Origin of the sequence: Paraburkholderia sp. J76, from assembly GCF_905220295.1 — a bacterium.
Taxonomy (GTDB): domain Bacteria; phylum Pseudomonadota; class Gammaproteobacteria; order Burkholderiales; family Burkholderiaceae; genus Paraburkholderia.
Genome location: NZ_CAJMZJ010000011.1, coordinates 129,653 through 154,691, shown reverse-complemented (window position 1 = coordinate 154,691; position 25,039 = coordinate 129,653). Strand labels below are relative to the sequence as shown.

General features: G+C 66.2%; 21 protein-coding genes. 16 read left to right on the top strand and 5 right to left on the bottom strand.

All coding sequences use genetic code 11. From position 1 onward, the window contains the following. Positions 1-35 precede the first annotated feature (35 nt). The 8 genes from U5768_RS21410 (at position 36) to U5768_RS21375 (ending at position 10,021) form a co-directional block, all read left to right on the top strand. A complete protein-coding gene (locus tag U5768_RS21410; RefSeq protein WP_322032395.1) occupies positions 36-1,235 on the top strand; it encodes a phosphoglycerate kinase in 1,200 nt (399 codons plus the stop codon). Positions 1,236-1,679: 444 nt separating this feature from the next. Further along, positions 1,680-3,116: a pyruvate kinase gene (pyk, locus tag U5768_RS21405; RefSeq protein ID WP_322032394.1), complete on the top strand. Its 1,437-nt coding sequence runs from the start codon at positions 1,680-1,682 to the stop codon at positions 3,114-3,116. 438 nt (positions 3,117-3,554) lie between these two features. Beyond that, a complete protein-coding gene (fba, locus tag U5768_RS21400; RefSeq protein WP_322032393.1) occupies positions 3,555-4,619 on the top strand; it encodes a class II fructose-bisphosphate aldolase in 1,065 nt (354 codons plus the stop codon). 234 nt (positions 4,620-4,853) lie between these two features. After that, positions 4,854-5,744, top strand: a complete 891-nt coding sequence (locus U5768_RS21395; RefSeq protein ID WP_322032392.1) for a phosphoribosylaminoimidazolesuccinocarboxamide synthase — start codon at positions 4,854-4,856, stop codon at positions 5,742-5,744. A 31-nt stretch (positions 5,745-5,775) separates the two neighbouring features. Then, positions 5,776-6,294 carry a 5-(carboxyamino)imidazole ribonucleotide mutase gene (purE, locus tag U5768_RS21390; protein ID WP_322032391.1) on the top strand — a complete coding sequence of 173 codons (519 nt, stop codon included), beginning with the start codon at positions 5,776-5,778 and terminating at the stop codon, positions 6,292-6,294. 56 nt (positions 6,295-6,350) lie between these two features. After that, the gene (locus U5768_RS21385; RefSeq protein WP_322032390.1) at positions 6,351-7,568 is read left to right on the top strand and encodes a 5-(carboxyamino)imidazole ribonucleotide synthase; all 1,218 of its coding nucleotides are present in this window, start codon (positions 6,351-6,353) and stop codon (positions 7,566-7,568) included. A 14-nt stretch (positions 7,569-7,582) separates the two neighbouring features. Next, positions 7,583-8,614: an L-threonylcarbamoyladenylate synthase gene (locus tag U5768_RS21380; protein WP_322032389.1), complete on the top strand. Its 1,032-nt coding sequence runs from the start codon at positions 7,583-7,585 to the stop codon at positions 8,612-8,614. A 177-nt stretch (positions 8,615-8,791) separates the two neighbouring features. Continuing rightward, positions 8,792-10,021, top strand: a complete 1,230-nt coding sequence (locus tag U5768_RS21375; RefSeq protein ID WP_322032388.1) for a Fic family protein — start codon at positions 8,792-8,794, stop codon at positions 10,019-10,021. Positions 10,022-10,130: 109 nt separating this feature from the next. On the opposite strand, the gene U5768_RS21370 is transcribed toward U5768_RS21375, so the two are convergent. From U5768_RS21370 to dacB, 3 genes are all read right to left on the bottom strand, one after another. Next, positions 10,131-11,513: an SGNH/GDSL hydrolase family protein gene (locus tag U5768_RS21370; protein WP_322032387.1), complete on the bottom strand. Its 1,383-nt coding sequence runs from the start codon at positions 11,511-11,513 to the stop codon at positions 10,131-10,133. 167 nt (positions 11,514-11,680) lie between these two features. Further along, positions 11,681-12,643: a sterol desaturase family protein gene (locus tag U5768_RS21365; protein ID WP_322032386.1), complete on the bottom strand. Its 963-nt coding sequence runs from the start codon at positions 12,641-12,643 to the stop codon at positions 11,681-11,683. A gap of 276 nt (positions 12,644-12,919) precedes the next feature. Continuing rightward, positions 12,920-14,620 (bottom strand): D-alanyl-D-alanine carboxypeptidase/D-alanyl-D-alanine-endopeptidase, encoded by a 1,701-nt coding sequence (dacB, locus tag U5768_RS21360; protein WP_415913953.1) that lies wholly within the window; start codon positions 14,618-14,620, stop codon positions 12,920-12,922. A 429-nt stretch (positions 14,621-15,049) separates the two neighbouring features. Between dacB and U5768_RS21355 the strand changes: the two genes are divergently transcribed. The 6 genes from U5768_RS21355 to U5768_RS21330 all read left to right on the top strand — a co-directional run bounded on the left by U5768_RS21355 (position 15,050) and on the right by U5768_RS21330 (position 20,778). Beyond that, a complete protein-coding gene (locus tag U5768_RS21355; RefSeq protein ID WP_322032384.1) occupies positions 15,050-15,712 on the top strand; it encodes a response regulator in 663 nt (220 codons plus the stop codon). A 25-nt stretch (positions 15,713-15,737) separates the two neighbouring features. Next, a complete protein-coding gene (locus U5768_RS21350) occupies positions 15,738-17,039 on the top strand; it encodes an ATP-binding protein (RefSeq protein WP_322032383.1) in 1,302 nt (433 codons plus the stop codon). Between the two features lie 136 nt (positions 17,040-17,175). Beyond that, on the top strand, positions 17,176-18,681 hold the full coding sequence (locus tag U5768_RS21345; RefSeq protein ID WP_322032382.1) for a DegQ family serine endoprotease: 1,506 nt from the start codon (positions 17,176-17,178) through the stop codon (positions 18,679-18,681). A gap of 197 nt (positions 18,682-18,878) precedes the next feature. After that, a complete protein-coding gene (locus U5768_RS21340; RefSeq protein WP_322032381.1) occupies positions 18,879-19,385 on the top strand; it encodes a carboxypeptidase regulatory-like domain-containing protein in 507 nt (168 codons plus the stop codon). A 244-nt stretch (positions 19,386-19,629) separates the two neighbouring features. Continuing rightward, the gene (locus tag U5768_RS21335; RefSeq protein WP_322032380.1) at positions 19,630-19,995 is read left to right on the top strand and encodes a DUF427 domain-containing protein; all 366 of its coding nucleotides are present in this window, start codon (positions 19,630-19,632) and stop codon (positions 19,993-19,995) included. Between the two features lie 33 nt (positions 19,996-20,028). Next, positions 20,029-20,778 (top strand): CoxG family protein, encoded by a 750-nt coding sequence (locus U5768_RS21330; RefSeq protein ID WP_322032379.1) that lies wholly within the window; start codon positions 20,029-20,031, stop codon positions 20,776-20,778. Between the two features lie 54 nt (positions 20,779-20,832). On the opposite strand, the gene U5768_RS21325 is transcribed toward U5768_RS21330, so the two are convergent. Further along, a complete protein-coding gene (locus U5768_RS21325) occupies positions 20,833-21,819 on the bottom strand; it encodes a helix-turn-helix domain-containing protein (protein ID WP_322032378.1) in 987 nt (328 codons plus the stop codon). A 145-nt stretch (positions 21,820-21,964) separates the two neighbouring features. Here U5768_RS21325 and U5768_RS21320 point away from each other — a divergent pair, with 145 nt between their 5' ends. Then, positions 21,965-22,600 carry a cysteine hydrolase family protein gene (locus U5768_RS21320; protein WP_322032377.1) on the top strand — a complete coding sequence of 212 codons (636 nt, stop codon included), beginning with the start codon at positions 21,965-21,967 and terminating at the stop codon, positions 22,598-22,600. 79 nt (positions 22,601-22,679) lie between these two features. Here the strand turns inward: U5768_RS21320 and U5768_RS21315 are convergent, their stop codons facing one another. Further along, positions 22,680-23,333, bottom strand: coding sequence for a TetR family transcriptional regulator (locus U5768_RS21315; protein ID WP_322032376.1), 654 nt, complete (start codon positions 23,331-23,333; stop codon positions 22,680-22,682). A gap of 416 nt (positions 23,334-23,749) precedes the next feature. Here U5768_RS21315 and U5768_RS21310 point away from each other — a divergent pair, with 416 nt between their 5' ends. Then, a complete protein-coding gene (locus U5768_RS21310; protein WP_322032375.1) occupies positions 23,750-25,024 on the top strand; it encodes an efflux RND transporter periplasmic adaptor subunit in 1,275 nt (424 codons plus the stop codon). Positions 25,025-25,039 lie beyond the last annotated feature (15 nt).

The following is a 25,039-nucleotide window of genomic DNA, read 5'->3' as shown; positions in this document are numbered from 1 at the left end:
TGCCACCGCCTTCCCACCATCAAGATGACATGCCCATGAACAAGGTTCTGCGTCTTTCCGATCTGATCTCCGAAGGCAAATTGAAAGGCAAGCGCGTATTCATCCGCGCCGACCTGAACGTGCCGCAGGACGACAACGGCAACATCACCGAAGACACCCGCGTGCGCGCCTCCGTGCCGGCCATCAAGGCCGCGCTCGACGCCGGGGCGGCCGTCATGGTCACTTCGCACCTGGGCCGCCCGACCGAAGGCGAATTCAAGCCTGAAGACTCCCTCGCGCCGGTCGCGAAGCGCCTCGCCGAACTGCTTGGCCGCGACGTGCCGCTGGTCGCGAACTGGGTGGAAAACGGCGTGAACGTCGAGCCGGGCAACGTGGTGCTGCTCGAAAACTGCCGCGTCAACAAGGGCGAGAAGAAGAACTCGGACGAGCTTTCGCAAAAAATGGCGAAGCTCTGCGATATCTATGTGAACGACGCGTTCGGCACCGCCCACCGCGCCGAAGCCACGACCTACGGCATCGCGAAGTACGCCCCCGTCGCCTGCGCGGGCCCGCTGCTGGCGGCCGAACTCGACGCCCTCGGCAAGGCGCTCGGCGCGCCGAAGCGCCCGCTGGTGGCGATCGTCGCCGGCTCGAAGGTTTCGACCAAGCTCACCATCCTCAAGTCGCTGGCCGAGAAGGTCGACCAGTTGATCGTGGGCGGCGGCATTGCCAATACGTTCATGCTGGCGGCGGGCCTGAAGATCGGCAAGTCGCTCGCCGAAGCGGATCTCGTTGACGATGCGAAGGCCATCATCGAAGCGGCGCGCGCGCGCGGGGCTTCGGTGCCGATCCCGACCGACGTCGTGACCGCGAAGGAATTCGCGCCGACGGCCAAGGCCGAGACGAAGAACGTGGCCGACGTGGCGGACGACGACATGATCCTCGACATCGGCCCGGTCACGGCCAACGCGCTTGCCGCGCAACTGGCGCAGGCCGGCACGATCGTGTGGAACGGCCCGGTCGGCGTGTTCGAGTTCGATCAGTTCGGCAACGGCACGAAGACGCTCGCGGACGCCATCGCCAACTCGGGCGCGTTCTCGATCGCAGGCGGCGGCGACACGCTCGCGGCCATCGCGAAGTACAACATTGCCGACAAGGTCAGCTATATCTCCACCGGCGGCGGCGCCTTCCTCGAATTCCTCGAAGGCAAGAAGCTGCCGGCGGTCGAGGTGCTCGAAACGCGGGCGGCCGGCTAAGTGGCGCCGCGCGTCCCGGCCGGGAAGTTGGCAAAGGCCGCTGCCACGAACAAACTTCCTCGTGACGCTGCACAGAAGTCGCGCAGCGCAGCCGGGGCCGCAGCAAAACAGACGGGGCGCGCAGCGCCCCGGACAGACACGGATAAGGCGCGGGCGCACGCGACGCCCGCCGCCGAACCGGACATTGCGGCGACGCAGTCGACCGCTGAATCGACAGCCGCACAGACTCCGGCAGGGCGCACAGCCACGCCCGAACCGAATACGACTACGCAGGTAAAAAGCGCCGCGGCGGCTCATGTGAGTCAGGCGGCGCCCTCCAAGAAAGCGACGCCGGGTACACCCGGTGCGCGTTCCGGCGCATCCGCATCCGCATCCGCGGCGCAGCCGGCCAGCACTTCTCGCAGCAACGGTTTTCCCAGCGATCCTATCCAGACGAGGAGACTCATGCATCGCGCCACCAAGATTGTCGCCACCATCGGTCCGGCTTCCAGCACGCCGGACATCCTGCAGAAAATGATCCGCGCGGGACTGGACGTGGTGCGCCTCAACTTCTCGCATGGCACCGCCGACGACCACCGTCAGCGTGCCGAAATGGTGCGGGACTGCGCCCGCCAGGCTGGCCGCGAAGTCGCGATCATGGCCGACCTGCAAGGCCCGAAGATTCGCGTCGGCAAATTCGAGAACGGCAAGACGACGCTTGAGCCGGGCCAGCCGTTCATCCTCGACGCCGAATGCGAACTCGGCAACGACGAGCGCGTCGGTCTCGACTATAAAGACCTCCCGCGCGACCTGAAGCCCGCCGACGTGCTGCTGCTCAACGACGGCCTGATCGTGCTCGACGTCGAGCGCGTGATCGGCAGCGAGATTCACACGGTCGTGCGCGTGGGCGGCGACCTGTCGAACAACAAGGGCATCAACCGCCAGGGCGGCGGCCTCACGGCGCCCGCGCTGACCGCCAAGGACATGGAAGACATCCGCACGGCCATGTCGCTCGGCGCGGACTTCGTGGCCGTGTCGTTTCCGAAAAACGCCACCGACATGGAAATGGCGCGCCAGCTCGCGAACATCGCGGGCGCGCCCTACGGCATCAAGCCGAAGATGATCGCGAAGATCGAGCGCGCCGAAGCGATTCCGGCGCTGCAGGAAATTCTCGACTCGTCGGACGGCATCATGGTCGCGCGCGGCGACCTGGCCGTGGAAGTGGGCAACGCCGCGGTGCCGGCGCTGCAAAAGCGCATGATCCGCATGGCGCGCGAGTCGAACAAGCTCGTCATCACGGCCACGCAGATGATGGAGTCGATGATTCACGCGCCGGTGCCCACGCGCGCCGAAGTCTCGGATGTCGCCAACGCCGTGCTCGACGGCACCGACGCCGTGATGCTTTCGGCCGAATCGGCGGCGGGCAAATACCCCGTGCAGACGATCGAGGCGATGGCCGCGATCTGTCTCGAAGCCGAAAAGTCCGAGCACTCCGAACTGGACAAGGACTTCCTCGACCGCACCTTCACGCGCATCGACCAGTCGATCGCCATGGGCGCGCTGTTCACGGCCTACCATCTGGGCGCAAAGGCGATCGTCGCGCTCACGGAGTCGGGCTCGACCGCGCTGTGGATGTCGCGGCACTGGACGCATGTGCCGATCTTCGCGCTCACGCCGCGCGCGGGCAGCGAGCGCGCGATGTCGCTCTACCGCAATGTCACGCCGCTGCATCTGGACACCAGCAGCGACCGCGACACGGCGCTCCAGCAAGCCATCGAAGTGGTGGTGAGCAAGGGCTATGCATCGCGCGGCGACATGGTCGTGCTCACGGTGGGCGAGCCGATGGGGCAGCCGGGTGGCACGAACACGCTGAAGATCGTGCGCGTGGGCGACGTGCTGTAACCCGGTGCTGTAACCGGGCTTTAACTTCGCGACTTCGCGGCGATTTTTCGCCTTATTTTTGGGATCGCTCCCGAAAATAAATTCCGCACTGGCGTCCGGGCTGACCACCTGGTTCACATTGGTATCACATTGGTATCAGATCGGCGCCAGTTCAGGGCTATTTAGGCCACTTTTCCCCGTAATTGCAGCCTGTACGCCGTAGCAACGGCGTGCAGGCTGTCAACTCTTTTTGCACCTTCTCGCGGTTTTGACGTTCCGATACGCCAATTTCATGCCAGTTACGTGCCAGGCGCCGGGAAGGGAGCCGCTTCGCGATAAAATCACCCCATCGAATCCGCGTCAGGTCACGCGGAAGGCGGCTGCCAGGCCGCCCTCGACCGGCTGCGCAAGACAGTCGGCGGCAGAAGAAATTCGTTTCAAATCAAAGGAGTAGCAACAATGCCTCTCGTATCAATGCGTCAACTGCTCGACCACGCGGCTGAACACGGTTATGGCCTGCCCGCGTTCAACGTGAACAACCTGGAACAGGTTCAGGCGATCATGGAAGCAGCGAACCAGGTCGGTTCGCCGGTGATCATGCAGGCATCGGCCGGCGCGCGTAAGTACGCGGGCGAGCCGTTCCTGCGCCACCTGATCGAAGCCGCGGTCGAGTCGTATCCGCATATTCCCGTCGTGATGCACCAGGATCACGGCCAGTCGCCGGCAGTTTGCATGGCGGCGATCCGCAGCGGTTTCACCAGCGTGATGATGGACGGTTCGCTTGAAGCCGACGGCAAAACGGTTGCATCGTACGACTACAACGTCGAAGTCTCGCGTAAAGTTGTCGAAATGGCGCACTCGATCGGCGTGACGGTGGAGGCGGAACTGGGCGTGCTCGGTTCGCTGGAAACGATGAAGGGCGACAAGGAAGACGGTCACGGCGCCGAAGGCACCATGACGCGCGAGCAGCTTCTGACGGACCCGGAGCAGGCCGCCGACTTCGTGAAACTCACGCAGTGCGACGCGCTCGCCATCGCCATCGGCACCTCGCACGGCGCGTACAAGTTCTCCAAGAAGCCCACGGGCGACATTCTGTCGATCCAGCGCATCAAGGAAATCCACGCGCGCATTCCGAACACGCACCTCGTGATGCACGGTTCGTCGTCGGTGCCGCAGGAACTGCTGGCCGAGATCCGCGAATTCGGCGGCGACATGAAGGAAACGTACGGCGTGCCGGTGGAGGAGATCCAGGAAGGCATCCGTCACGGCGTGCGCAAGATCAATATCGACACCGACCTGCGCCTCGCGATCACGGGCGCGATCCGTCGCTATATGTATCAAAACCCGGCGAAGTTCGACCCGCGCGACTACCTGAAGCCGGCCCGCGAAGCCGCGAAGAAGGTGTGCCTCGACCGCTTCCTCGCGTTCGGCTGCGAAGGCCAGGCCGGCAAGATCAAGCCGGTGTCGCTCGACAAGATCGCCGAGAAGTACAAGTCGGGCGAACTCGCGCAGATCGTCCGCTAAGCGTGCCTTGAGCGCGCGGCGCGGCGGATTCGTTCCCCCGCGCCCGACGTAGTAAAAAACATCGCCGTTTCCGCCTGTTTGGGGGAACGGCGATGGGCTTTTCCGGGAAATTTGCCGGTTTTTGGTTTACCCTCGCAATACCTTCGGTTTTACGGTTTTCCGCCGCGCGGTTGCCACCGCGGTTCCGAACCGAACCCCCCTCCGTTTCGATAGTCCTTTTAGCGAATCACGACGATGTCTACCCTCTACGAATCCACGCTCCGCTCGCTGCCGCTTCTCGGCCGCGGCAAGGTCCGCGACAACTATGCCGTGGGCAACGACAAGCTGCTGATCGTCACCACCGACCGTCTGTCGGCGTTCGATGTCATCATGGGCGAGCCGATTCCGCGCAAGGGCGAGGTCCTCAACCAGATGGCCGACTTCTGGTTCGAGAAGCTCAAGCACGTGGTGCCGAACCACCTCACGGGCGTCGCGCCGGAAACCGTGGTCGCCGCCGACGAAGTCGAGCAGGTCAAGGGCCGCGCGGTCGTGGTGAAGCGCCTCGAACCGATTCTCGTGGAAGCCGTGGTGCGCGGCTATCTGGCCGGCAGCGGCTGGAAAGACTACCAGGCTACCGGCGCGGTGTGCGGCGTCGAACTGCCGCCGGGCCTGCAAAACGCGCAGAAGCTGCCCGAGCCGATCTTCACGCCCGCGGCGAAGGCCGAAATGGGCCACCACGACGAGAACATCACGTACGAGGAGATGGAGCGCCGCATCGGCACGGAACTCTCGCGCACCATCAAGGAAATCTCGATCAAGCTGTACAAGGAAGCCGCCGACTACGCGGCCACGCGCGGCATCATCATCGCCGACACGAAGTTCGAATTCGGCCTCGACAACCACGGCCAGCTTTATTTGATGGACGAGGCGCTTACCGCCGACTCGTCGCGTTTCTGGCCGGCCGACCAGTATCAGGTGGGCTCGAACCCGCCTTCGTTCGACAAGCAGTTCGTGCGCGACTGGCTCGAAAACCAGGACTGGAAGAAAGAGCCGCCCGCGCCGAAGCTGCCCGATGAAGTGGTCTCGAAGACGTCGGCGAAGTATCAGGAGGCGCTCGAGCGTCTCACGGGTCAAAAGCTCGCTTAAAGAAAAGCGAAAGAGGGATGAAGGAAGCACAATGAGCGAAGTTCAGACGGCTCACCAGCATGCGGCGCCGCTCGTCGGCGTTTTGATGGGCTCCAGCTCCGACTGGGACACGATGAAGCACGCGGTCGCGATCCTGCAGGAGTTCGGCGTCGCGTACGAGGCCAGGGTGGTGTCGGCGCACCGCATGCCCGACGAGATGTTCGAGTACGCGGAAAAAGCGCGCGAGCGCGGCCTGCGCGCGATCATCGCGGGCGCGGGCGGCGCGGCGCACCTGCCCGGCATGCTCGCGGCCAAGACCACGGTGCCCGTGCTCGGCGTGCCGGTGGCGAGCAAGTATTTGAAGGGCGTGGATTCGCTCCATTCGATCGTGCAGATGCCCAAGGGCGTGCCGGTCGCGACCTTCGCCATCGGCGAGGCCGGCGCGGCTAATGCGGCGCTCTTCGCCGTCGCGATCCTGAGCGTGACCGACACCGAATACGCGAACAAGCTCGCGGCCTTCCGCGTGCGCCAGAACGAAGCGGCGCACGCCATGGCGCTGCCCGCGCTTTGATCGTTTCGCTTTGATCATCCCCACGCGCCGCGGCCATCCCGCGGCCGACCACGAAGATGACTCCTGACAATTCTCCTGTTTCACCGATCCTGCCCGGCGCCTGGCTGGGTATGGTGGGTGGCGGCCAGCTTGGCCGCATGTTCTGCTTTGCCGCGCAGGCGATGGGCTATCGTGTCGCCGTGCTCGATCCCGACGCCACGAGCCCCGCGGGCACCGTGGCCGACCGCCACATCTGCGCCGCGTACGACGACGAAGCCGCGCTCACCGAACTCGCGCGCCTGTGCGCGGCCATCTCGACCGAGTTCGAGAACGTGCCCGCCGCGAGCCTCGACACGCTCGCGAAGTCGACCTTCGTGAGCCCGGCCGGGCGTTGCGTGGCCGTGGCCCAGGACCGCATCGCCGAGAAGCGCTTTATCGCGGCCGCCGGCGTGCCGGTCGCGCCGCACGTGGTGATCGAGTCGTCGCAGGCGCTGGCCAGTATCGACGACAAGGCGCTCGCCGCCGTGCTGCCGGGCATTCTCAAGACCGCGCGCATGGGCTACGACGGCAAAGGCCAGATTCGCGTGTCGAACGCCGAGGAGGTGCGCGAGGCGCATGCGTCGCTCGGCGGCGTGCCTTGCGTGCTGGAAAAGCGCCTGCCGCTCAAATTCGAAGTGAGCGCGCTGATCGCGCGCGGCGCGAACGGCGCGGCCGTGGTCTACCCGCTCGCGCAGAACACGCACCGCAACGGCGTGCTCTCGCACACCATCGTGCCCGCGCCCGACGCGAGCCCGGCGCTCGTTCAGCAGGCGCAGCAGGCCGCGATCCAGATCGCGGCGAAGCTCGGCTATGTGGGCGTGCTGTGCGTGGAATTCTTTATCCTCGAAGACGGCTCGCTCGTCGCCAACGAAATGGCGCCGCGCCCGCACAACTCGGGCCACTATACGACCGATGCATGCGCCACGAGCCAGTTCGAGCAGCAGGTGCGCGCGATGACGGCGATGCCGCTTGGCGACACGCGCCAGCACTCGCCGGCCGTGATGCTCAACATTCTCGGCGACGTGTGGTTCCCCTGCGGCGCGGGCGAGGCGAAGCCGCAAAAGGGCGCCGCGCCCGTGACGCCGCCGTGGGACCAGGTGGCCGCGATGCCGGCCGCGCGGCTGCATCTGTATGGCAAGGAAGAAGCGCGTCCGGGCCGCAAGATGGGCCACGTGAATTTCACCGCGCCGACGCTCGACGAAGCGCGCACGGCCGCACGCGACTGCGCGCGCCTGCTGCACATCGCCACGAGCTGAGGTTGGACCGCATCATGTCCGATCAGCAGAACGCGCCGCATCCGACCGCCGCCGATATCGAGCACGCCGCCGCGCTGCTCGACGCGGGCGAGCTGGTCGCATTCCCGACGGAGACCGTCTATGGCCTCGGCGGCGATGCGGCTTCGCCCGAAGCCGTGGCGCGTATCTACGCGGCGAAGGGGCGGCCGGCGAACCATCCCGTCATCGTGCACCTGCCGCCCGGCGGCGATCCGCAGTACTGGGCGGCGGAGTGGCCGCAGGCGGCGCAGAAGCTCGTCGATGCCTTTTGGCCCGGCCCGCTCACGCTGATCGTCAAGCGCCATCAACGCATTCCCGACGCCGTGAGCGGCGGCCAGGATTCGGTGGGGCTGCGCTGCCCGTCGCATCCGGTCGCGCAGAAGCTGCTGGCGGCGTTTTCGGCGCGTCGCGGCGGACACGGCGGCGTGGCGGCGCCATCGGCGAACCGCTTCGGCCACGTGAGCCCGACTACGGCGCAACACGTGCGCGACGAATTCGGTCAGGCGGTGCATGTACTCGATGGGGGCGCATGCGACGTCGGGATCGAATCGACGATTCTCGATCTCTCGCGTGGTTTTCCCGCGCTGCTGCGGCCCGGCCATGTGACGCCGCAGGATATCGCGCGCGTGCTGGGCGAGGCGCCGCGTCTGCCCGACGGTTCCGATGCCACGGCTCCGCGCGCCTCGGGCACGCTCAAGGCGCACTATGCGCCGCGCACGCCGCTCGCGCTGCTGCCGTTCGAAGCGCTGGAGCCCTTGCTCGCGGCGGCGCGCGATGCCGGCGAAACCGTGGCGCTGGTGGCGCGCGCCTCGCGTGCGCGCGCCTGGGCGCAGGCTCAGGGCGTGCATTTCGTCGCCGCGCCGGAAGAGCCGCAGGAATATGCGCGCGAGCTGTATGGCTTGCTGCGCGCGCTCGACCGCGCGAATGTCGCGCGCATTCTCATTGAAAAGCTGCCGGATACGGTCGAGTGGATCGCGGTCAATGACCGGTTGGGGCGGGCGGCGGCGGCGTTCGAGGCGCAGCAGTAGGGGTGTAGGGCCGGCCGTTGCCGCCAAGATAGTCGCCACCGTAGGCGCCGGTTTTCTCGCCAAATTTTAGCTATCTGATTGTAAATAAAGAAAAATTTCAGATAGAATGCGAGTCCGATAGTCGCCTGATTAGTCGCCACGAAACGCGCCATATGCCGCGTTTCGGGCGCCGGATTCATGACACAGATTGCACGCCGCTACCCCTACGAAAATCCTCATCAGATGCAGCCGCTCCTGCCCGGCGAGCATCGGCTGGATACGTTGCGCCCCCTCGCGGCTCAACTCATTGCAGGGGCCGGCGCGCTAGCATCGCACGGCATGCCACAGCTTCGCGCCGCTCTGCGCGAGGCCCTGCGGCCAATGAACTCCTATTACACGAACAAGATCGAAGGGCAGCATACCGAGCCATTGCTCATCGAGCAGGCCTTGCAGCGCGACTTTTCCAGCAAGCCGGACGAAGCGCGTCGCCAGCGTATTGCGATCGCGCATATCGAAACGGAGCGCTGGAGCGAGGCAGCGTGGCCTTTGTTCGATTCCAGCCTGTTCTTTAGCGCGAGGACCGTGCGCGACATTCATCGCCATTTGCACGAACAGTTGCACCCCGACGATTTGCGGCAAAGCGACGACGAGGGCAGCGTTTCCCGTGTGATTGCCGGTGAATGGCGCACGCAGGGCGTTCAGGTGGGACGCCATATTCCCCCCGATCCTGTCTCGATTCCCGCGTTCATGGACGCATGGCATGCAGGCTATCGGCACGCCCGGGCGGGCGAAACTGCCGTCATTGCATTGGCCGCCGCGCATCACCGGCTTGCCTGGATTCATCCCTTTCTCGATGGCAACGGGCGGGTGGCCAGGCTCCATAGTCATATCGGCCTTGCCGCGCTCGGACTGACGCATGGCATCTGGTCGCCCATGCGCGGATTTGCCCGCTCGCAGCCTCAGTATTACGCCGCGCTTGCCGAAGCCGATCAGCCTCGCCAGGGCGATCTCGACGGGCGAGGCAATCTGACGGAAGCGGGCCTCGTGCGCTTTATCGAGTATTTCTTGGAGGTCTGCCTCGACCAGATCGGTTTTATGCAAGGCATGCTCGACCTGGGCGCATTCGAAAACCGGTTGACGCAAATGCTCGCTGCGCTCGCGCAAACGCCGGATACGCGCTATCTGCGGACTGAGGCCGCGTTGCCGCTCGCCATGCTCGGTACGGTCGAATCCATGGAGCGCGCGCGGTTCAAGGCAATGACTGGACTCGCCGCCCGCACCGCGGACCGCCTGCTCGCAGACCTTTTCAAGATCGGAGTTCTCGACTCACCGAGCCCGCGCGGTCCCGTACAGCTAGCGTTGCCGATATCGCTGTTTCGCTGGCTTTTTCCACGGTTATGGCCAGAGGCGGAATCGGCGGGGACGTGAACACGAAGCCAGTCCGGCAGAAATGACAAACACCCCACGAACCTCACGGTCCGCGGGGTGTTTTTTTGTGCACCGGAAAATCCGGTGCGCAAGACTCAAACGCGCGTTATCACGGCGCCTTGCCGATGCCCGCAGCCGCGAGCTGCTTTTCGACGTACGTCGCGAATTGCGAGTGCAGCGCCGTGGTCGGGTGCACGAGATCCGCGAACATGTAGGTCGTGGGCGCGTTGGGCGTCGTCAGCGTTTGCGGCGAGCAGAACAGCGAGCTGCCGAAGTTCTGGCCGTACACCTGCGCGTAGGCGTTGATGGTGGCTTGCGGCGTCGTCGCCGGATTCAGCCCGAGCGTGGCCTGCGGGTTGGCGATCGCGTAGTTGGTCGCGCTGTTCGTCATTGCCGTGAGGTTGCAGGCCGTGTCCGTGTTCGTCACGGTGAAGCCGAGACTTGCCGCGTTCTGGATCGACTGGTCGAGCCAAGAGAACGTATCGACCACCACGACCTTCTTCGCTTGCACGTCGGCCGCCGTCGCCTGGATCAGCGTCAGGTTGTACATCGCCGAAATAAGCGAGAGCGCCTGGTCGGCCGAGGTCGCGGAGCCGGGCGTCGCGCCGACGGCTGCATCGGCCTTCAGCGCCGCGGGCGTTTTGCCGATGTCGGGAACCGTGACGACAGCGATCTTCGGATTGCCGGGGACGATCTCCGAATGGACGATCCCGCCCAACGTCTTCGCCGCCGTGATGACGGGGATGATCGACGCGAAAGCCGACGGATTCAGTTGCACCAGTTGCAGCGCGACCGCCGCGGGCGCGAGCGCCGTGGCCTGCGCTTGCGTGAAGCCTTCCTGCATCAGCGTCGCGACGGCGGTGGGGCCGTTCGCATTCACGGCGGCCGTGAAATTGTTCGCGACGAGCGCGGCGCCGAACAATCCGAGATTCGTCGGGCTGCCGTTCGCGGGCACGTCCAGCAGGTTCAGGATTTCGTTCGCGCCGCCTTCAACCAGCACGAGCTGATTCGCGTTGAAGCTGCCGTGCTGGGCCACATACTGCTGAACCTGCCAGTCGACCGGCTGCTCGCTCGCAGCGGGAATCACGGCGCTGGTATTCGCAACGCCGCCGCCCGTCACGAGGGCGCCGCCCTGCGCGTAGTCGAGCCCGCCCGTTGCCGTGAGCGGCAGACCGAAGCCGCCTTCGAAGGCCGGCGAAAGCGTGTTGCCGAAGTACTCGGACACATGCTGCGCCCAGACTTCGCCCGGGTTGGTCGTGAAGCGGCCGCCGCCGAAGCCCGGCAGAATCTGCTCCGAATACGTGCCCGCGTCGGTGAGGCTCGTGCCGAACGCCACCACCTGCATGTTGACGCCCGACGGCGGCGGCGTGCTCGCATTGTTGTTCCCTCCGCTGCCGCCGCCGCAGGCGGCGAGCAGCGCAAAGGCGGCGCTCGCGGCAGCGATCTGGGTGGCGCGCAACAACGTACGGTGTCTCGGTCCTTGATGCTTCATATTCACTTCATCTCCTCTGTGTGTGGCCTTTGATGCCATGCCTGCCTGCTCATCTGCTTCCTCACGCAACGGTGCCACGAGCGGCTGCTCCGTTGTCGATATCCTCACCGGGTTGTCGTCGCTCGCGGACCTTGCACGCAACCAAGGCCGACAGACTACGCAATCTCTCAGCGACTGCGCGACCCCAACTCACCCTCGGTGTTGTTTTCCGGCACGCCATAGCGCGTTCCCGTCGATGTCGAGCTTGCAATGCCCAGCGCGTCACGACGCTCGCACCAGTCTGGCGGCGCGAACAGCGCCGCGAGACGCGAGCGCCAGTCGGGCATGCGCGCGAAGTCCCGCGCCATCGCGAGCCATTCGTGAAACGTTGCCTTGAGCGGATTGGACGATTCAAGCGGCTTGACGATGCCGTAATCGGGCGCGTCGCTGGCGTCTTCCACGACATAGCTGCCGAACAGGCGATCCCAGACCGCGAGCACGCCGGCGTAATTGCGATCGATATAGCGTGTGTTGCGCGCGTGATGGACGCGATGCATCGACGGCGTGTTGAACACGTATTCGAGCCAGCCGAGCCCGCCGACGGCCTGCGTGTGCACGAAGAACTGGAACGCGAGATTGACGAGCACGATCGCGACGATCTGCTCGGGCGTGAAGCCGAGCATGGCGAGCGGAATCCAGAAGATCCACATGCCCGCGACGGGATACATGAGGCTCTGACGAAACGCCGTCGAAAGATTCAAGCGCTCCGACGAATGGTGGACGACGTGCGCGGCCCAAAGCCAGCGCACGCGATGGCTCGCGCGATGAAACACGTAGTAGAGCAGGTCCTGCGCGATAAAAAGCGCGAACCACGCGACGAGCCCCGGCTGCCACGAAACGAGCCGGAAGTGCCGGTACACATAGGCGTAGACGGGGATCGCAACGAGCCACGCAAGCTTGTCGGCGCCCTGATGCATGAGCGCGAGCGCGGCGTTGCACAGCGTATCGGGCCACGCGTAGCGGGCGCTGTCGGGGGGATCGTTCGATGCAGCGCGCGGCCGCGTGCGGGAGAGATGCCACGCTTCCCAGCCGATGCAGGCGAGAAACACGGGAGCGAGGGCGAGCAGCAGCCATTGCGCGTCGAACTGCACGAACGTCGTCCTCCTTGTCCCGTGGGCGGCGCTGGTGGTCAGCGCGGCGGTTGTAGTCTCGTATCTTCTCGTGTCTTTCGGCCGCGTTGTTGCGCGTTCTTCGCGTCGCGCGGCTCGATTACCGTACGCGTTTGACAGATTATTGTGACACGCCTACGGCCTTTGCCCGTCAGGGTACACGCCTCGCGCCCAAGTCGGGCGGCGCTTTGCTAGAGGAAAACTTCGAGCCCCGCACGCCTCGCCCGGCCTGCGAACGGTGTTCGCACAACCGCGGCGTCAATGCGCGCCGCGCCGCCTGGGCGCAGCCTTGTGCGAGGCATTCGCCACCTTCGGTTCCCTGGCCGCGCGCTTCGGGTGCGGCTCCACGTACACGGGCTTTTCTTCGGGCATGCCCTTGTAGACCCATTCGAGCAGCGCGTCGTGCGCGGCGCGCGCGGCCTCGGCGCGCGGATCGTTGATGAGGCTCACCACGATCCAGCTTTCCCCGTTCTCGGCCGCCACGTAACCGGCGATGGCGCGCACGTCGCGCAGCGTGCCCGTCTTGATATGCGCGTTGCCTTCCACACCCGCGTTGGTGAGGCGGTTGCGCATGGTGCCGTCCACGCCGACGATCGGCATCGAGTCGATGAACACCTGCGCGACGGGGCTAGCATTCGCGTTCTGCAACAGATTCGCGAGCGAGAGCGCGCTGATGTGCTCTTCGCGCGAGAGACCGCAGCCGTTGTCGAGCACGAGTTCGGGCATGTTCAGGCCGCTGCGCCGCAGGAACGCGTTGACGGCCGTGGCGGCCTTGGCCGTGGTCGAAGGCGGCCGGCCTTCGACGGCGCCGAGCGTGAGGAACAGGTTGCGCGCCATCACGTTGTTGCTGAACTTGTTGATGTCGTGCACGACGTCCGCGAGCGGCGGGCTCTGGTGCACGGCGAGAAGCCGCGCGCGCGGCGGCACGACGCCTTCGCGCACCGCGCCCGCCGGCGTCGCGAAGAGGCTGCCGCCCGACTGCTGCCCGGTTTGTTGCCAAAGCGCGAGAAAGCCGTCCGCGAAGAACGTGCTGTGGTCCACGGGCGCGGCCATGTTGAGCGTGCGCTCGCCACAGCGCGCGGCGTAGCTGCCCGCGAAGCTCGCGGTAACGATGCCGTTGCCGCCGGGCGAAACCTGCGGGCTTGGCAGCATGCCGCCGCACGCGCCGGCGCGCTCGCGGATCTGGTTGTCGATCTGCCACTGCGCGACGGGCGGCACCACGTCGATCGATACGCCCTCGCGCGAAGGCGAAAACGTGAACGAGACCGACTTGAACGCGTACATCAGCGGATCGGGGCCGACGTTGTAGGGCGCGCTGTCGTCGCCGTCGAACGAGGGCAGGTCGCGCGTGGACGGATCGAACTCGCTCTTGTCGAGCACGAGCGCGCCGTCGATGCGCGCGACGCCTGCCGCGCGAATCTTCTGCACGAGGTCGATCAGTTCTTCGGGCACGAGCTTCGGATCGCCCGTGCCCTTGATATAGAGATTGCCGTGCAGCGTGCCGTTTGCATCGATTTCGCCGTCGGTATAAGCGCTCGTTTTCCAGCGAAAGTCGGGGCCGAGCATCGCGAGGCCGCTCCACGTCGTGACGAGTTTCATCGTCGAGGCGGGCATCATGGGCTGGCCGGCATTGACCGCGACGCTCGGCTGGCGGTCGCCCACCTTTTCGATGACCACGCTGACCGACGAAAGCGGCACGTGCGCGCGCTCCAGTCCCGCCATCACGGTGGGCGGCAGCACGGTGGTCACGTTGACCGTGGGCACGCGCGCGCCTTCGGGCTGCGCGTACGCCGTGGGTGCGGCGGCGAGCGTGGCGCACGCCAACGCGAGGGCGAGCGGCCTGGGAAGACGCGCTGTGGCGGCGAAATGCGTACGGTCTGGCGCGCGGTCGATATGCGAAGCAGGCAGTCGGAACAAGGAGCGTAGGCGGGACAGCGAAGCGGGCAGCATGAAAAGCATTCGGGCGAGTGCGGGGCGGGACCGGAATCGGAGCGAACTCCGGTCGACACATGGGCCGCACGTGGCGCACGGAAAGAGGGAGACTCGCCGGGGCCGCGCGCGGGCGCGAAAATTAGGGGCGGCGTGTGCGTCGTGATGCATGCGCGATGCGCTCGTTTGAGCGTGCCATGCAAGCCGGCGCGCGCGCATCGCGACGTCGCGCGCCGCAAAAGCGCACATTGTAAAGACCTCGCGCCGCGTGCGCGCATTGCAGGCGAGAAAACGTTGCACATTGTGCGGCGTGGTTCGAATACCGGCCGCCACGCGCGCCGTTGCATCGCGGCCAGGCGCGCGCCGCGGCGGCGCCGCGCCGCTGTTCAGGCGCTAGAATGCACGCATCGCCATACATTACGCAGCGCGGCGCAGTCTCGCCGCCTCGCCAACTTTACGATGCGCATACTGCTAGTCGAAGATGACCGGATGATCGCCGAAGGCGTGCGCAAGGCGCTGCGCGGCGAAGGCTTTGCGGTCGACTGGGTTGAAGACGGCGACGCCGCCCTCTCGGCCGCGAGCGCGGATTCTTACGATCTCATGCTGCTCGATCTCGGTTTGCCGCGCCGCGACGGCATCGACGTGCTGCGCACATTGCGCGCGCGCGGCGCGGCGCTGCCCGTGCTGATCCTCACCGCGCGCGACGCCGTGGCCGACCGCGTGAAGGGTCTGGACGCCGGCGCGGACGACTACCTCATCAAGCCCTTCGATCTCGACGAACTCGGCGCACGCATGCGCGCGCTGATCCGCCGTCAGGCGGGCCGCAGCGATTCGACCATCCGCCACGGCTCGATCACGCTCGATCCCGCCTCGCACCAGGTGACCCAGGACGGCTCGCCCGTCGCGCTTTCCGCGCGCGAATTCGCGCTGCTCGAAGCGTTGCTCGCGCGGCCGGGCGCAGTGCTTTCGAAAACCCAGCTCGAAGAGAAGATGTACGGCTGGGGCGAGGAGATCGGCAGCAATACCGTCGAGGTCTATATTCACGCGCTGCGCAAAAAGCTCGGAGCCGATCTGATCCGCAACGTGCGCGGCCTCGGCTACATGATCGCCAAAGACGCCTGAAGCGCGCGGGAGACCCGTTTAGCCGATGAGTTCCATCCGACGACAACTGCTGTTCTGGCTGCTCGCGTTCGTCGTCGCGGGCGTGGGGCTCGCGGGCTGGCTGATCTATCGCCAGGCGCTCGCCGAAGCCAACGAGCTGTTCGACTACCAGTTGCAGGAAATCGCCGAGGCGCTGCCTTCCGAGCCGTTCAACGAGATTCTCAGTTCGCGCGACACGGGCGACGAAGGCATCGTGCTGCAGATCTGGAACCGCAACGGCGTGCTCATGTACTACTCGCATCCGCGCGCGCCGCTCGCGCCGCGCGCGGAACTCGGCTTTTCGACGGAGCGCACCGATCGCGGCGACTGGCGCGTCTATGGCGCGATCGTCGGCGACAATGTCGTGCAGCTCGCACAGCCCGTGTCGGTGCGCAACCGGCTCGCCGCGAACGTCGCGTTGCGCACGCTCTGGCCGCTCATCGTGGTGCTGCCGTTTCTCGGCGCGGCCGTGTGGATCGTGGTGGGGCGCGGGCTCAGGCCGCTCTCGCGCGTCGCGCGCGCGCTCGACACGCGTCATCCCGAAGCGCTCGACCCGTTGCCCGAAGAGCGTCTGCCGCGCGAAGTCACGCCGCTCGTGCATGCATTGAACGCGCTGCTCGAACGCCTCGCGCAGGCCCTCGACACGCAAAAGGCCTTCGTCGCCGACGCCGCGCACGAGCTACGCACGCCGCTGGCGGCCGTGCAGATTCAGGCGCAACTCGTTGCGCGCGCAAGGGACGATGAAACGCGCCGCGAAGCGCTGGCCGATCTACAGGCGGGTGTCACGCGCGCCACGCGTCTTGCCGAGCAACTGCTCGCGCTCGCGCGCTCGGAGCCCGACGCGCACGCACGCGCGCAGAACGTCGATCTGCATGCGCTGCTCGATGATTGCGTGCTCAACTATGCGCCGCTCGCGCAGCAGCGCGGCGTGGATCTCGGCATCGAGGAAAGCGCGGCGGCGAGCGTGCACGGCGACGCCGACGCGTTGCGCGTCATGCTCAACAATCTGCTCGACAACGCCACCAAATACACGCCCGCGGGCGGTCGCGTGGACGTGAGCCTCGCCGTCGTCGACGGGCATCCGCGCGTGCGCATCGCAGACAGCGGACCGGGCATTCCCGCGCAGGAGCGCGCGCGCGTGTTCGATCGCTTTTATCGCGTGGGCGCGGGCGTGGACCGCGCGCGCACCGATATCGCCGGCACGGGGCTTGGGCTCGCTATCGTGCGGCGAATTGCGGACCAGCACGACGCCACCATCACGCTCGGCGATTCGCCTGCCGGGGGCCTCCTTGTGGACGTGCGCTTCTGATTGTTCATCGCCCGCAAATGCCCGTCGCGCGGGCGTTTGCGCGATTATTGCGATTTCTGCGTACTTAAGACTCCTTTAAGAGACACGGCTTACTCTTCGGTACGTCGAGATGAGTACCCCGCGCAAGGAGTCCGCAATGAATACAAAAGTTCTTTCCCGCAGTGCCGTGGCAGCCGCCGTGGTCGTCGCATTGTCGGCGGGCTACGTAGCCGGGCACCGGGACATGCCTGCCCCGCAGGTCATTTCGCAGGCGCAGGCCGCGGCCATGATGCCCGCCGAAGCCGCAGCCAAGACCGGCATTCCCGACTTCTCGGGTCTCGTGGAAACCTACGGGCCGGCGGTGGTCAACATCAGCGCGAAGCACGTCGTGAAGCAGACGGCGCTGCGCAGCGGCGGCAGCGGCCCGCAGCAACTGCCGATCGATCCGAGCGATCCGTTCTACCAGTTCTTCAAGCATTTCTACGGCGGCGCGCCCGGCATGGGCGGCGGCGACAACGGTCCGCAAGCCGACCAGCCGAGCGCGAGCCTCGGCTCGGGCTTCATCGTCAGCCCGGACGGCTACATCCTCACGAACGCGCACGTCGTGGACGGAGCGAACGTCGTGACGGTGAAGCTCACCGACAAGCGCGAATACAAGGCGAAGGTGGTGGGCGCCGACAAGCAGTCGGACGTCGCCGTGCTCAAGATCGACGCGAAGGACCTGCCGACCGTGAAGATCGGCGACCCGCGCCAGAGCAAGGTCGGCCAGTGGGTGGTGGCGATCGGCTCGCCGTACGGCTTCGACAATACGGTGACCTCGGGCATCATCAGCGCGAAGTCGCGCTCGCTGCCCGACGAGAACTACACGCCGTTCATCCAGACCGACGTACCGGTGAACCCCGGCAATTCGGGCGGCCCGCTGTTTAATCTGCAGGGCGAAGTGATCGGCATCAACTCGATGATCTACTCGCAGACAGGCGGCTTCCAGGGCCTTTCGTTCGCAATCCCGATCAACGAGGCGATCAAGGTCAAGGACGAACTCGTCAAGACCGGCCATGTGAGCCGCGGGCGCCTCGGCGTCGCGGTGCAGTCGATGAACCAGACGCTCGCTAATTCGTTCGGCATGGACAAGCCGCGCGGCGCGCTGGTGAGTTCGGTGGACGCAAGCGGTCCGGCTGCGAAGGCGGGCCTGAAGCCCGGCGACGTGATCCTCTCCGTGAACGGCCAGGCCGTGGACGACTCGTCCGATCTGCCGTCGCTCATCGCGGGCATGAAACCGGGCACGAAGGCCGATGTGCAGGTGTGGCGAGACAAGAGCACCAAGGACCTCACCGCGACCATCGGCGCGCTGGGCGACGCGAAGGTGGCGTCGAACGATGGGCCGCAGGCGCAGATGCAGGGGCGCCTCGGCGTCGCGGTGCGCCCGCTCACGCCGGAAGAAAAGAGCAACGGTTCGCTCGATCACGGCCTGCTCGTCGAGCAGTCGGGCGGCGCGGCCGAAAACGCGGGTGTTCAGCCCGGCGACGTGATTCTCGCCGTGAATGGCCGCCCGGTGACGAACGCCGATCAACTCAAGCAGATGGTTTCCAAAGCTGGCAACAGCATTGCGCTCCTGATCCAGCGAGACGACGCACAGATTTTCGTGCCCGTCGATCTCGGCTGATCCCTGCTGCTGCGAATCCGGCTCCGTGCGCCGGATTCGCGGCGAGAGCAGGTTTCATTACGTCGTTGTTCGCTGCCGCCGTTGGCCTTGTGCCTGCGGCGGCAGCGGCGTTTTGGGCGCACGCCGATCTTCCCGTCGGCTGATGGGCACGCCCCTTGCTACTGCGTTGGACCGGACTACCTGAAAGGAGCGAATCGATGAAGAATTCCCGCAACTCGCGCCCCGTCCATACCACCGCTTATGCGACGATCCTCGCGGCCACGCTTGCGTTCGGCTATGCGGGCGGCGCCGCGGCGCAGCAAGCCGAGGCATCGGGCACGGTCGGCGGCACGACCACCGACAACACGAGCGCCGGCAACACCAACGGCGGGGGCATGCCGCAGGTGCAGCAACAGGGCGACGTGTCGTACGTCTCCGGCGGCGTGGGTCTCGACGAATCCAAGGCGCTCCTCAGCGCCGAGCGCCAGTGGCCGCTCGCGTTGCGTTTCACGCAGCGCAACGGCGAGTACGTGGCGGACGTCCACGTGCAGATCACCGACTCGCATGGCGCGAGCGTGCTCGATACGACTTCCCGCGGGCCCTATATGCTCGTGAAGGTGCGTCCGGGCCGTTACAGCGTGCATGTGAGCCATGCGGGCGTCGACAAGACGAGCACCGTGACGGTGGGCTCGAACGGCAGCGCGCGGGCAGCCTTCATCTGGTAAGGGCGCTTGGCGCAGCCGCGCTTGTGCGGCTCGCTCGTGTGAGAGCGCTGCCGCACGCGCGCCGCGTATAAGATTCGCGCAGCGCGGCCGACTTTGGCCGATAATGAAGCAGAGGGAGGCCGCGAGCGTACAGGTGTGACGTGAGCGTGCCGCGCGACCCCGCGCGGCCTGCCGCCCGGCCAGGGCGGGGCGCCGCCCGTCAGCAGCAGGGCACCAGAAGGGCACCACAACAGGGGAGCCGAACATGGCGGTCGAACCGGATGCGGCCCATCGCATCGACCTCGTCGAGAACCGTCACCGCGTGCGCGTGATTCACGGCGGCATCACCGTTGCCGACACGCTGCACGCCATCACCCTTTGCGAAACCGGCTACCCCGACGTCTACTATTTTCCGCGCGCCGATGTGAACATGGCGCGGCTCGAACGCTCGGAACACACCTCGCATTGCCCGTTCAAGGGCGAGGCCACGTATTTCCATTTGCGTACCGAAGACGGACGCGTTGAAGAAGCGGCCTGGAGTTACGAAGCGCCGCTCGATAACGCAGCCGGCATTAAGGGATATCTGGCTTTCTACGCGACTCGCGTGGACCGGATCGACCAGACCTCCTGAATTTGGCCGGTAGCTTGCACAGGGGAAGCCGCCATGGAACTGAACGATGCGTTGAGAATTCCGCTCGAACCGGCCGCCGTCTGGACCGCGTTGCAGGACGTGGCGCTCGTGCGCGCGAGCATGGAGCATTGCGAGTCGTTCCGGCGGCTCGGTCCCGGCGAATACGCGATCACGCTCACCGTACCGCTCGGGCCGCTGCGCGCACGCTACGAAGTGCGCGCTCACATCGCCAGTGACACCGCTCAGGTGCCACTCACGCCCCGGCGCGTGCTGAGCTTTCGCGCCCGCGCGGACGGCATCGGCTCGCTGCGCGGACAGATCGACGTCGCCTTGCGTCCGGAAGAGCGCGCCACGGCGAAAGAGCCGGCCACGGACAAGGACATGAGCACGCGCATCGACTATTCGGTCTGGGCCACGCTCACGGGGCCGCTTTCCGAGTTGCCGCCGCGCCAGATCGAAAACGCCCTGCACGAACTCGCCGACGACTTCTTCACGGAGTTCTGCGCCGTGGTCGCGGCCAAGCACGGCCAGGCGCCGAACCGCGTGGCGGGAGCGCAGCCGCGCCGGCAGCATGTGTTCCTGCGGCCGATCAACCTTGCCGGTCTCGCGCGGCGCGCGCATATCCTGCCGCACCACCACACGGGCGGCACGCTCTCGGGGCGCGCGGCCAGCACGCTGCATCACGAGCCGCCGCCGCATGCCATGCCTTACTGGGCGTGGGCGGCGATGATCTTCTTCGTGGCGTTGCTGCTTTATGCGGCACGATGGTTTACCGCCACCTGATTCGCCGGCGCGCGGCGCGCGCGAGTCGTGCCGCGCGCCGAACCGCACACTCCCTCAAGCTCCCCGAAACTCGCGCCGCCACGCCGACGGCGAAATCCTGAACGCCTCCACGAAATGCTGACGCAGCGACGCGGCCGAGCCGAAGCCCGCGCGTTGCGCGATCGCGTCGATAGGCTGATCCGTGCTTTCGAGCAACTGCTGCGCGCGGGAGAGGCGCTCGCCGAGCAGCCACGCGCTCACCGTTGAACCCGTCGTCAAACGGAACTGGCGCGTGAACGTGCGCCGGCTCATCAGCGCGCGTTGCGCGAGCGAGTCAAGCGTGTGGGGCGCGTCGAGATGGGCCCGAATCCAGTCGAGCAGACCGGGCAGCCGGTCGCCGCGTCCGGTGGCCGCGAGCGGTTGCTGCACGTACTGCGCCTGGTTGCCCTGGCGATGCGGCGGCACGACGAGCCGCCGCGCTACATAGTTCGCGGCGCTCGAACCGCACAGGCGGCGCATGAGATGCAGGCAGCAGTCGAGTCCCGCCGCCGTGCCCGCCGAAGTGAGCAGATCGCCGTCGTCGACGTAGAGCACGCCGGGATCGAAGCGCACGGCCGGAAAGCGCTGCGCGAAATCGTCGGCGGCGGCCCAGTGCGTGGTGCCGGGGCGGCCGTCGAGCAGGCCCGCGTGCGCGAGCACGTAGGCGCCGAGGCATAGGCCCACGAGGATCGCGCCGCTCGCGTGCGCTTCGCGCAGCGCCTCGCAAAGCGCGGCGCCCGGTGCCTCGTGCGTGTCGCGCCAGCTCGGCACGACGATCACGTCCGCGCCGCGCAGCCCCTCCAGGCCTTGCGGCGCGCCAATCGTGAAGCCTGCCGTGGTCGTGAGCGCGCCGGGCTCCGCCGCGCAGACGGCGAGTTCGAAAGGCGGCACGCCGCCTTCGCTGCGGTCCTCGCCGAACACGACGCAAGGCACTGAGAGATGGAACGGACTGATGCGGTCGAATGCGATCACCGCGACGCGCAGCGGGGCGACCGAAGGAGTTTGACGGGCAGCGTTGGCCATGGAGAATCTCCAGGATGAATGGCCCGATTCTAGCGAAAGTTGTCATTCGGGCCACTGTCGCGCGCGGGCTCGCAGCGCCACAATCCTGCCACCGACTTCACTTCTCGGGAGCGGTCGAATCTTTTCAACTTCAGGAGGCATGGCCATGTCCGAAAATCCGCGCCGGGCGCTCGTCGTCATCGACGTGCAGAACGAATATGTCAGCGGCGATCTGCCGATCGAATATCCGCCCATCGAAACATCGCTCGCCAACATCGGCCGCGCGATCGACGCGGCGCGTGCGGCTGGCGTGCCGGTCGTGGTGGTGCAGAACGTCGCCCCGGCGGACTCGCCGCTCTTCGCGCGCGGCAGCGTGGGCGCAGAACTGCATCCGGTCGTGGCTTCGCGCGAGCACGATCACCACGTCGAAAAATCGCTGCCGAGCGCCTTCGCGGGCACCGATCTCAAGGCGTGGCTCGCCGAGCGCGGCATCGATACGCTCACGGTGACGGGTTACATGACGCACAACTGCGACGCCTCGACGGTATTCGAGGCGACGCACGCGGGTATGGCGGTGGAGTTTCTCGCCGATGCGACGGGCTCGGTGCCGTACGCGAACGAGGCGGGCGCCGCGAGCGCCGAGGACATCCACCGCGTGTTCGGCGTGGTGATGCACTCGCGTTTCGCCGCGGTCGTGACCACGGATGCATGGCTTGCCGCCGTCAAGTCGGGCGCGCGGCTCGCGTGCGACAACATCTACGCGTCGAACCAGCGGGCCCGCGCGAATCGCGTGCCGGCCTGAGGGGCAAGGAAAAGGCGGCCTCGCCAGCGGGCCGCCTCGATCGGGCCGAGTCCCGCGTGCGCGGAACCCGGACGTTCGCTCAGCTATCCGGGTCGTTCGCGCCCACGCGCAGCGACGAGCTGTAGCGCAGCGCGTCGAGCATCGCGTCGACGTGCCGTTCGGCGTTGCTCGCCACGTCGAACACGTCCGGCAGGATCGCCATGTCGCGCAGCGCGCCGCCGATGAAGGAATGAAGCACGCGCGAGGCGCGCTTGGGGTCGAGGTCGGCGGGCAACTGGCCCTTCGACATCGCATTGCGCAACCCCTGTTCGATGCTCGCCAGGCCCTCGCGCATATCGGTTTGATGCCGCGCCATCACCGGTCCCATCTCCTCGACGAATTCGCACTTCAGAAACAGGATCTCGAACACGCGGCGACGGCGCACGTCGGTCGCCGTGTTGCGCAGGCACAGAATGCAAAGTTCGCGCATGCGCCCGAGCGGGTCGGGCTCGCCCGGGTCCGTCGAGGCCACTTTCAGTTCGTCGAGCGGCAGCACCACGCGGTCGAACATGGCCGTGAACAGGTCGCCTTTGTTTTCGAAATGCCAGTAAATCGCGCCGCGCGTCACGCCCGCGGTCTGAGCGATCTCGGCGAGCGACGTGCGCGACACGCCTTTCTCATAAAAGACGTGTTCGGCGGCGTCGAGGATCCGGTTGCGCGTCTCCAGCGCTTCCTCTTTCGTTCGGCGGACCATGTTCTTAAGTGGGTGTATTGCAGCGGCTAAACATAATAGGGTGCGAACCGTAATGTATTGATTTGTAATATGGATATGATGCGCGGTTCGCACCCGCAGTCCCATTCCACGGTTACGTAACGTCCTTTTACATTCGTTCGCGAATGTATCTATAATAGCACCCCACCACTTGGGTGCCTCAAGTGGGGATGTCCGGTTAATATCCGTCCTTGGCCAAGTGGTCGTAGAAACCCCAATGCGCGACGCTACTCGCAGCGGCGCGCGGCAGTATCGCCCGGACGGACCGGAACGCGCCTTTCTAGAAGAAGTACCGGGCTTATCCGTCAGGTATTTGCCAGATGCTGGCGTGCGTGGCCGTCCTCCTCGTTGCAGGACGCCGCACGCTTTTATTGTCAGTTATAGACAGAGGTCGCTCCATGCGCGTCGAACGGGTTCCATTCCGCCTAATCAGTGTCGCGACGGCTGCCATCGTGCTCGCAGCCTGCGGGCAAAAGCAGTCGGCGCCGCCGCCGCAAACCCCCGAAGTGGGTGTCGTCACCGTCCAGCCGACCGCCGTGCCGGTCGTCTCCGAGCTTCCTGGCCGCACCAGTGCCTTCCTCGTCGCGCAAGTGCGCGCACGGGTGGACGGCATCGTCCTGCGCCGCGAGTTCACCGAAGGCGCGATCGTGAAGGCCGGGCAGCGGCTCTACAAGATCGATCCCGCGCCGTATATCGCCTCGCTCAACACCGCCAAGGCCACGCTCGCGAGAGCCCAGGCCAACGTCGTCACGCAGAACGCACTGGTCTCGCGCTACAAGGTGCTGGTGCAGGCCAACGCGGTTAGCAAGCAGGATTACGACAACGCCATCGCCGCGCAGGGTCAGGCGGTCGCGGACGTCGCCTCCGGCAAGGCCGCCGTCGACACCGCGCAGATCAACCTCGGCTACACCGACGTCGTTTCGCCGGTCACGGGCCAGGTCGGCATTTCGCAGGTCACGCCGGGCGCCTATGTCCAGGCGAGCGCCGCGACGCTCCTGTCGACGGTTCAGCAGTTCGACCCGATGTATGTCGACGTCACGCAGTCGAGCCTCGAAGGCCTGAAGCTGCGCCGCGAGATCCAGGAAGGGCGCCTGAAGACGAGCGGTCCGAACGCCGCGAAGGTTTCGCTCGTTCTCGAAGACGGCCGTGTCTATTCGGAAAAGGGCAAGCTGCAGTTCACCGACATCACGGTCGACCAGACCACGGGTTCGGTCACGATCCGCGCGCTGTTCCCGAACGCCGACCACGTGCTGCTGCCGGGCATGTTCGTGCGCGCGCGCATCGAGGAAGGCATCAACAACAACGCGTTCCTCGTGCCGCAGGTTGGCGTTCAGCACGACCAGAAGGGCCAGGCGTCCGTGTACGTCGTCAACCAGGACAACAAGGTGGTGCCGACGCCGATCGTCACCTCGGGCACGCAGGGCCAGGACTGGGTCGTCCAGAGCGGCCTGAACGCGGGCGACCGCGTGATCGTGCAGGGCACCGACAAGGTGAAGCCGGGCTTGCAGGTCAAGCCGGTCGCCGCGCAGTTGCCGCCGCCGCCGCCCCCGGGCGCGCCTTCGGCCGACATGTCTTCGGCCTCGGGTTCTGCGAACGGTGCCGGCGCGGCATCGGGAGCGGCTTCGGGCGCGAAGGCTGCCTCGGCTGCGCCTGCCGCCTCCGCAGCGCAATAACCGGGAGCCTGCTTC

Bases quoted from the DNA above. Each gene is read 5' to 3' on its own strand.
- U5768_RS21375 (WP_322032388.1), top strand. From the start codon at position 8,792: ATGACACAGATTGCACGCCGCTACCCCTACGAAAATCCTCATCAGATG.
- purE (WP_322032391.1), top strand. From the start codon at position 5,776: ATGAGCGAAGTTCAGACGGCTCACCAGCATGCGGCGCCGCTCGTCGGC.
- dacB (WP_415913953.1), bottom strand. From the start codon at position 14,620: ATGCTTTTCATGCTGCCCGCTTCGCTGTCCCGCCTACGCTCCTTGTTC.
- U5768_RS21395 (WP_322032392.1), top strand. From the start codon at position 4,854: ATGTCTACCCTCTACGAATCCACGCTCCGCTCGCTGCCGCTTCTCGGC.
- pyk (WP_322032394.1), top strand. From the start codon at position 1,680: ATGCATCGCGCCACCAAGATTGTCGCCACCATCGGTCCGGCTTCCAGC.
- U5768_RS21330 (WP_322032379.1), top strand. From the start codon at position 20,029: ATGGAACTGAACGATGCGTTGAGAATTCCGCTCGAACCGGCCGCCGTC.
- U5768_RS21325 (WP_322032378.1), bottom strand. From the start codon at position 21,819: ATGGCCAACGCTGCCCGTCAAACTCCTTCGGTCGCCCCGCTGCGCGTC.
- U5768_RS21340 (WP_322032381.1), top strand. From the start codon at position 18,879: ATGAAGAATTCCCGCAACTCGCGCCCCGTCCATACCACCGCTTATGCG.
- U5768_RS21380 (WP_322032389.1), top strand. From the start codon at position 7,583: ATGTCCGATCAGCAGAACGCGCCGCATCCGACCGCCGCCGATATCGAG.
- U5768_RS21315 (WP_322032376.1), bottom strand. From the start codon at position 23,333: ATGGTCCGCCGAACGAAAGAGGAAGCGCTGGAGACGCGCAACCGGATC.
- U5768_RS21410 (WP_322032395.1), top strand. From the start codon at position 36: ATGAACAAGGTTCTGCGTCTTTCCGATCTGATCTCCGAAGGCAAATTG.
- U5768_RS21370 (WP_322032387.1), bottom strand. From the start codon at position 11,513: ATGAAGCATCAAGGACCGAGACACCGTACGTTGTTGCGCGCCACCCAG.
- fba (WP_322032393.1), top strand. From the start codon at position 3,555: ATGCCTCTCGTATCAATGCGTCAACTGCTCGACCACGCGGCTGAACAC.
- U5768_RS21355 (WP_322032384.1), top strand. From the start codon at position 15,050: ATGCGCATACTGCTAGTCGAAGATGACCGGATGATCGCCGAAGGCGTG.
- U5768_RS21310 (WP_322032375.1), top strand. From the start codon at position 23,750: ATGCGCGTCGAACGGGTTCCATTCCGCCTAATCAGTGTCGCGACGGCT.
- U5768_RS21350 (WP_322032383.1), top strand. From the start codon at position 15,738: ATGAGTTCCATCCGACGACAACTGCTGTTCTGGCTGCTCGCGTTCGTC.
- U5768_RS21335 (WP_322032380.1), top strand. From the start codon at position 19,630: ATGGCGGTCGAACCGGATGCGGCCCATCGCATCGACCTCGTCGAGAAC.
- U5768_RS21385 (WP_322032390.1), top strand. From the start codon at position 6,351: ATGACTCCTGACAATTCTCCTGTTTCACCGATCCTGCCCGGCGCCTGG.
- U5768_RS21345 (WP_322032382.1), top strand. From the start codon at position 17,176: ATGAATACAAAAGTTCTTTCCCGCAGTGCCGTGGCAGCCGCCGTGGTC.
- U5768_RS21320 (WP_322032377.1), top strand. From the start codon at position 21,965: ATGTCCGAAAATCCGCGCCGGGCGCTCGTCGTCATCGACGTGCAGAAC.